At 68.0% G+C, this 8,029-nt stretch carries 3 protein-coding genes; all 3 read left to right on the top strand.

All coding sequences use genetic code 11. The features are described from left to right. The first annotated feature begins 235 nt into the window (after positions 1-235). A complete protein-coding gene (locus tag FKP22_RS14680) occupies positions 236-2,278 on the top strand; it encodes a TonB-dependent receptor (protein ID WP_231010488.1) in 2,043 nt (680 codons plus the stop codon). Positions 2,279-2,442: 164 nt separating this feature from the next. After that, positions 2,443-4,407 carry a PhoX family protein gene (locus FKP22_RS14675; protein WP_141288214.1) on the top strand — a complete coding sequence of 655 codons (1,965 nt, stop codon included), beginning with the start codon at positions 2,443-2,445 and terminating at the stop codon, positions 4,405-4,407. Between the two features lie 161 nt (positions 4,408-4,568). After that, on the top strand, positions 4,569-8,029 hold a 3,461-nt coding region (locus FKP22_RS14670), incomplete at its 3' end, for a CheR family methyltransferase (protein ID WP_233446850.1).

Genomic DNA, 8,029 nt, shown 5'->3' with positions numbered 1-8,029 from the left:
CCAGCGGGCTCACCTCGACCGGATAGTCGATGATGAAGGTCGGCTGCCCGCGCAGCCTGGGCCGATGCGCCTGCATGCCTGCCACTCGCTGCGTCGCGTGGCGGCCAGGCGTTCGCCTTTCTCTTCCCGACACCGCCTGTTGGCACCACCAATGTTGTCTTCCCTGCACCTCCTGGGCATGCCTTGCCCTGTTTCCGCTCGCCACTCCGCAGCGCTCCGTCCTGCCTGCCTGGCCTTGTGCTGCGCTTTCCAACTCGCCAACGCGCGCGCCGAGGAGGCGGCTGCCGAGGCGCCTCAAACCGTGGAGGTCACCGGCCGCCACTACGACAACGCGGTGGGCAGCAGCGACGCCGCCTCGCAAGGCAGCATCCGCGCCGAGCTGCTGAAGAGCCGGCCAGCACTGCGCCCGGGCGAAGTGCTGGAGTTCGTGCCGGGCTTGATCGTCACCCAGCACTCGGGTGACGGCAAGGCCAACCAGTATTTCCTGCGCGGCTTCAACCTGGACCACGGCACCGACTTCGCGACCAGCGTCGACGGCATGCCGGTCAACATGCCCACGCACGGCCACGGCCAGGGCTACTCGGACCTGAACTTCCTGATCCCCGAACTGGTGGACCACATCGACTACCGCAAGGGCCCGTATTTCGCGACGCATGGCGACTTCGCTTCCGCGGGCGCGGCCGACATTGCCTACAAGACCCGGCTCGACACGCCCTTCGTGCAGCTCACCGCCGGACAGAACGGCTACCGCCGCGCGGTGGGGGCCGTCAGCACGCCACTGAGCGAGGACACCAGCGCCTACGCCGCCGTCGAATGGATGGCCAATGACGGCCCGTGGACCGTGCCCGAGAACCTGCGGCGCAAGAACGCGGTGCTGAAGCTCTCGCAAGGCACGCGCGCGCAGGGCGCCAGCGTCAGCCTGATGGGCTATGACGCGGGCTGGACTTCGACCGACCAGGTGCCGGAAGACCTGATCACCGCCGGGCAGTACAACGACAAGCCGTTCTCGCGCTGGGACTCGCTGGACCCGACGGATGGCGGCAGCACCTCGCGCTACAGCCTGGCCGGCGAATGGCACCGCGTGGGCGACGACAGCGAGACCCATGTCTCGGCCTACGCGATGCGCTATCGCCTGAAGCTGTTCTCCAACTTCACCTACGCGCTGGAACGGCCGGACACTGGCGACCAGTTCTCGCAGCAGGACGCGCGCAGCGTCTTCGGCGCCAAGGCCTCGCAGGCCTGGAACCACATGCTGGGCAGCCTGGAGGCGCGCAGCGAAGTGGGCGCACAAATCCGCTACGACAGCATCCACGTCGGCCTGTTCGACACCGAGGCGCGCCAGGTCATCGGCACCACACGCGAAGACGACGTGAAGGAAACCCTGGCCGGCCTCTACGGCCAGAGCAGCGTGCAGCTTGCGCCATGGCTGCGTGGCATTGCCGGCTTGCGCGTGGACCGCGCCAGCTTCGACGTCGACAGCCGCCTTCAGCCGGCCAACGGCGGCAAGGCCGATGCCACGCAGTGGTCCCCCAAGCTGTCGCTGATCGCCGGCCCGTGGCAAAAGACCGAGCTGTTCTTCAACGCCGGCCGCGGCTTCCACAGCAACGATGCACGCGGCACCACGGCCCACATCGACCCCAAGACCGGCGACGCGGTGGACCCGGTGCCCGGCCTGGTCGCCTCGCGCGGCATGGAGCTGGGCCTGCGCACCGAAGCGCTGCCCGGCCTGCAAAGCTCGCTGGCGCTGTGGCAGCTGCGCTTCGACTCCGAGCTGGTCTACGTGGGTGACGCCGGTGCCACCGAGGCCAGCGACGGCAGCCGCCGCCACGGCATCGAGTTCAACAACCGCTGGACCTCCAACAAGCACTTCCTGCTGGACGCCGACTTCGCGTTCACGCACGCCCGTTTCGACAACGGTGAGCGCATCCCGAATGCGGTCGACAAGGTCGCCTCGGTGGCCGCCACGCTGCAGGACATCGGCCCCTGGTCGGCCAGCCTGCAATGGCGCTACCTGGGCAGCGGCGCGCTGGTGGAAGACAACAGCCAGCGTTCCAACCCGGCATCGACCTTCAACCTGCGCGTCGGCCATGACCTGAAGCGCTACCTCGGTCGCGATTCGGCGCTGACGCTGGACGTCTTCAACCTGTTCGACCGCAAGGTCAACGACATCCAGTATGTCTACGCGTACCAGCTGCCCAACCGCGACGCAACCGAGGGCCGCATCGTGCACCCCGCCGAGCCGCGCAGCTTGCGGGTGAGCTTCCGGACCGCGTTCTGAGCGCGCACTTGGCCACGTCTTGAATTCGGATGGGTGCTGATCTCGACTCCAGGGAAGGGGAAGTCGATGTTTAACGGTCCTGACATCTTGGCTTCCTACATTGCTGGCATGTGCCGTCGCCGCATCGGCGTCGGCGTCTTCTTGATCGAGCCAACGCCAGACCGATGACCTCCTCCCCCTTCCAGCCCACCCGCCGCAGCCTCGTCAAGATGATGGCCGGCATGCCCCTGCTGCCGCTGGGCAGCGCCCTGGCCTCCGCCGGCCTGCTCAGCGCCTGCGGCGACGACGACGACACGCCGTCCGCCAAGCTGACCGGCGTCAGCTTCAGCGCGATGGCCGCGCCTTCGCTGGCCAATGCCGCAGCGATGGCCACCACCACGGTCGGCTCGACGCTGGTCGCCAGCTTCGACAACCAGAGCACCCAGAGCTTCACGCTGGGCTACCAGCCGTTTTTCATCACCGGCACCGCGGTGCCCGACGGCGCCGGCGGCACGCTGGTCGCTGGCGGCTACTACGACATCGACAACCAGCCCATCGTCGACAGCTCGGTGCCCGGCTCGGAGCGCCAGTTCTTCTCCGACTGCCCGGACGGCACTTCGCTGCTGACGGTCAGCGGCGCCAGCGTGGCCGGCGTCAAGGGCAACACCGTGTTCGCCGTGGTGCAGTTCGAATACGCCACCCGCAACCAGGCCCTGGCTTCGATGTACGGCCTGCTGCCGTCACCCATTGCCGTGCTCACGCTGGACCAGGACAAGGACACCGGCAAGCTCAGCCTGGTGAAGTACCACAACGTGGACACCTCGGGCGTCAAGGGCCTGTGGATCACTTGCGGCGCCAGCCTGTCGCCCTGGGGCACGCACCTGTCGTCCGAAGAATACGAGCCGGACGCCTTCGACCAGGGCGCGCTGGGCCAGTCCCTTTCGGTGCTGCACGGCTACAGCCAGAACGTCTTCGGCGACACCACCACTGCCAACCCCTACGACTACGGCCACCTGCCTGAAGTCACGGTGAAGGCGGACGGTACCGGCACGATCCAGAAGCACTACTGCCTGGGCCGCATCTCGCACGAGCTGATCCAGGTCATGCCCGACAACCGCACCGCGCTGATGGGCGACGACGCGACCAACGGCGCGCTGTTCATGTTCGTGGCCGACAAGGAGAAGGACCTCTCGGCAGGCACGCTGTACGTGGCCAAGTACACCAGCGAGCTGAACGCCACCGCCAGCGCCAGCATCAGCTGGATCAAGCTGGGCGCCGCGACCAGCGCGGAAGTGAAGGCCCTGGTGGACGGCGGCATCGTCGCCACCGACATCATGGACTCGCTCACCACCGACCCGGCCGACAGCAGCTACACCCAGGTCGTGCTGAACAAGAAGACGCTGTGGGTGCGCGTGAAGGCCGGCCAGGAGAAGGCCGCGGCCTTCCTGGAAACCCACCGCTACGCCGCGCTGAAGGGCGGCAGCATGGCCTTCACGAAGATGGAAGGCACGACGGTCAACATCCAGGACAAGAAGGCCTACTCCGCGATCTCGGCGATCAAGGACTCAATGGTCACGGGCAAGACCGGCTTCGTCGCCGCGCACAACGTCGTCTTCCCGGCGGCGATCAACTCCGGCGGCGTGCTGGAGCACACGCTGGCGGCAGGCCAGAAGGACAGCGAAGGCAACGCCATCAACAGCGACTGGGTGCCGGCCAGCTCGCAGTTCATCCTGCTCGGCGAAGACCTGGCCACGGCCGATGCGCTCGGCAACCTGGCCAATGCCGACAAGATCGGCAACCCCGACAACCTGAAGTACTCGGAAGCCATGCGCACGCTGTTCATCGGTGAAGACAGCGGCATGCACGTCAACAACTTCCTGTGGGCCTACAACGTCGACACCAAGGCGCTCAGCCGGGTGCTGAGCTGCCCGTCGGGCGCCGAGTCCACGGGCCTGCAGGCCGTCGACGAGATCAACGGCTGGACCTACGTGATGAGCAACTTCCAGCACCCGGGCGACTGGGAGACGCCGCTGCACGACATCGTCAAGCCGACGCTGGACCCGCTGGTGCGCGCCAACTACGACGACCGCTTCGGCGCCGCGGTGGGCTACGTGACCGCGACCAGCACGCAGATCAAGCTGGAGGCCTGACAGCGTCACCTGAAACGAGGCCAAGCTCGCTGCTGCGCGGCGAGCCTGGCCTGCGCATGCACCGTCCGGTCAGCCAGATGCCGGCCCGATGGGGTCCTTCCCTCGCTCGTGTTGGGGAAATCCACAGCGGTAGACTCGCCCGTCAATAACGAGGCAACGCCGTGGACCTGCAAGATCAGAATCAGAAGGAACTGGTGAAGGTGGCGGTTCTGGGTGGTTCGGCGGGCAGCATCGATGCCTTTGGCACGGTGCTGTCCGGCCTGCCGGACCGGCCGGGTTTTGCGCTGCTGGTGGTCAGCCACCTGGACCAGTCGCAGAAAAGCGAGCTCGACGAGATCCTGCGGCGGCGCACCTCGCTGCCGGTCGAGCGGCTCACGCACATGCGCAAGATCGAGCACGACACGGTCTACGTGCTGCCCGAGGGTGCCAACGTCACCGCGCTGGACGGTCACTTCCGGCTCGGCCAGCGGCCGCCAGGCGTGCACCGCCCGATCGACATCAGCCTGGCTTCGCTGGCCCAGGACCCCGACATCGAGGCCGCTGCCGTGATCCTGTCGGGCACCGGGAGCGACGGCGAGGCCGGTGTCATTGACCTGAAGTCGGCCGGCGGTTTTGTGCTGGTGCAGGCCCCAGGCTCGGCCGACTACGACGGCATGCCGACCGCGGCGATCAACACCGGGCTGGTCGACGAGGTGCTGCCGTTGGAGGAGATCGCCGCCCGCCTGGTGCAGCGCTTCGGCAATGCGCCGCCGGCGCCGGGCGACGACTACGACGAGGCGCTGAGCGCCGCGCTGGCCATCGTGCAGGAGCGCACCAGCACCAACCTCGGCTATGTGAAGGACACCAACCTGAAGCGGCGCTTCCTGCGCCGCGTGCTGCTGCAGAAGGACCGCGACGTGGCCGGCTACCTGCAGCACCTGCGCACCGACCCCGGCGAAGCCGCTGCGCTGCAGGACGACATCCTGATTGGCGTGACAGCTTTTTTCCGCGACGCGGAATTTGTCAACGTGCTGCGCCTGACGGTGATCCCCAAGCTGATCGAGTTGCGGCATGACCCGATCCGCATCTGGGTGCCGGCCTGCTCGACCGGAGAGGAGGCCTACACCATCGCGATGCTGCTGCGCGACGCGCTGGACGCCAGCGGCCTGGGCACCAAGGTGCAGATCTTCGGCACCGACATCAACGAGCGTTCGATCGAGACGGCCCGGGCCGGGCTCTACGCCGCCGCCGCCGTCGAAAGCCTGCCTGACACCTACCGCGCCAAGGCGCTGGTGCAGACGGCCGGCGGCTTTGCGATCCGCAAGGACATCCGCTCGATGTGCGTGTTCGCGCGCCACAACGTGATGACGCACGCGCCCTTTCTGGGCATGGACCTGATCAGCTGCCGCAACATGCTGATCTACCTTCGCAAGGAGGCGCAGGAGCATGTGATGAGCGTGCTGCACTACGCGGCGCGGCCGGACGGCTACGTGCTGCTGGGCCGGGCCGAGGCGGCCTCGGTGGACCAGGGCTTCGAGCATGCCGGCGCGCCACACCTGTACCGCAAGCTGGCCGGCAAACGCCCGCGCCGCGCCTGGCCGGTGGAGGCCATGCTGCCCTGGGCCGAGCCCCGGCCGGACGCCAGCGTGCGCGCCAGGAGCCACGCCGAGCAGATCGAGCAGGCCGTCACGCGTTGCGCGCTGGAGCGCTACGTGCCGCCGGGTTTTGTCGTCAACGAGGCGGGTGACGTGGTGCAGTTCCGTGGCGATGTGGCCGAGTTCGTCGCGCCAGCCACCGGCGAGGCGACGCTGTCGCTGTCGCGCCTGTTGCGCGCGGAGCTGAACGTGCCGGTGCGCACCGCCTTGCTGGAAGCCAAGCAGTCGGCCGCACCGGTGCGACGCGAGCGAGTGCCGATCGGCGAACGCAGCTACGCGCTGGAAGCCTTGCCGCTGACGGTGGGTACCGAATCGCGGCACTTTCTCCTGACCCTGCAACTGCAGCCCGACGAGGCCGTCACTGCCGGTGCCAGTCGCGCTGACGGCAACCCGACCCGGGAAAGCGACCTGGAGCGAACGGTGCTGACCTTGTCGGCCGAGCTGGAGTCGGCCCAGGCGCAGCTCAAGACCATGGTGCTGGAGTTCGAATCGGCCAACGAGCAGCTGCGCACTTCGAACGAGGAGATGCTCAGTGCCAACGAGGAAATGCAGAGCGCCAACGAAGAGCTGCAGAGCGCCAAGCAGGAGCTCGAATGCGCGAACCAGGAGCTGCATTCGCTGAACGAGGAAATGAAGGACCGCAACGACCAGCTGGCGGTCGCCAATGACGACCTGAGCAACCTGGTCGAAGGCATTCCGCTGCCCGTCGTGCTGCTGGACCGGCACCTGCGGCTGCGCCACTTCACGCCGCAGGCAGCCACGCTGTTCGGCCTGCCGGCCGATGGCGTGGGCAAGGCCATGCCGACGCTGAACAATCGCTTTGCGGTCAGCGACATCGAGGAGATGGTGAACGCCGCGGTGCGCGGGCTGGCCTCGGTCAAGCACGAGTACCAGGACGCGGCCGGGCACTGGTGGCTGGTCAACGTGCGCGCCTACCGCACCGCGGACGACCGCATCGACGGCGCGGTGATCGCCTTCCAGGATGTCAACGACCTGAAGCAGGCCGTCTCGCAGGCCCAGCTGGCGCGCGGCGAGGCCGAGCATGCGAATGCCGCCAAGGACGATTTCCTGGCCCTGGTCTCGCACGAACTGCGCGCGCCGCTGAACGTCATTTCCGGCTGGGCCGCGGTGCTGGCGCGCTCTCACGCCAGCCGGGGCGACATGCCCGAGGGGCAGGTGCGCGCCGTCGAGACCATCCTGCGCCATTGCAAGGTCCAGGCGCAGCTGATCGACGACCTGCTCGATGCCTCGCGCATCACCTCCGGGCGCTTTGCCATCGAGACGCGGCCGGTCGACCTGGGTGCCTGCATCGCCAGCGTGCTGGAAGGCCTGCAGCCCACCGCGCAGGCCCGCCAGCTGGTGCTGACCGGCAGCGGGCTGCAGGCCGGCCACCTGGTCAATGGCGACGGCCGGCGGCTGCAGCAGATCGTCAACAACGTGGTCGGCAACTCGATCAAGTTCACGCCGGCCGGCGGGCGCATCGAGGTGGTCATGACACGGCTGGACGGCTTGCTGGAGCTGTCCATCTCCGACACCGGCATGGGCGTGTCCGACGAGCTGCTGCCGCGGCTGTTCGACCGCTTCTCCCAGTCCAACATGCACCGCACGCGCGAGTACGGCGGGCTGGGGCTGGGGCTGTCCATCGTCAAGCACCTGACGCTGGCGCACGGTGGTACCGCCACCGCGCTCAGCGACGGGCCGGGCAAAGGGCTGCGCCTGATCCTGCGCTTTCCGGCGCTGGACCTGCCGGCCATGGACCACGCCCCGCAGCCGCAGGCCAGGGCGCTGCTGCCTGCCCAGGACCTGCAGCTGGACATCCTGCTGGTGGACGACGATGACGAGGCGCGCAAGGCCATGCGCGAGCTGCTGCAGCTGATGGGCGCGCGGGTGCAGACGGCGGCCTCGGTGACCGAAGCGCTGCAGCAGCTGGAGCAGCAGCCTTTCGACGCCATCGTCAGCGACCTGGCGATGCCGGGCCGCGATGGCTT

It is taken from the genome of Ideonella azotifigens, assembly GCF_006519715.1.
Taxonomy (GTDB): Bacteria; Pseudomonadota; Gammaproteobacteria; order Burkholderiales; family Burkholderiaceae_C; genus Ideonella; species Ideonella azotifigens.
Note: the sequence above shows the minus strand (reverse complement) of the source record. Positions and strands in the feature narration are given on the sequence as shown.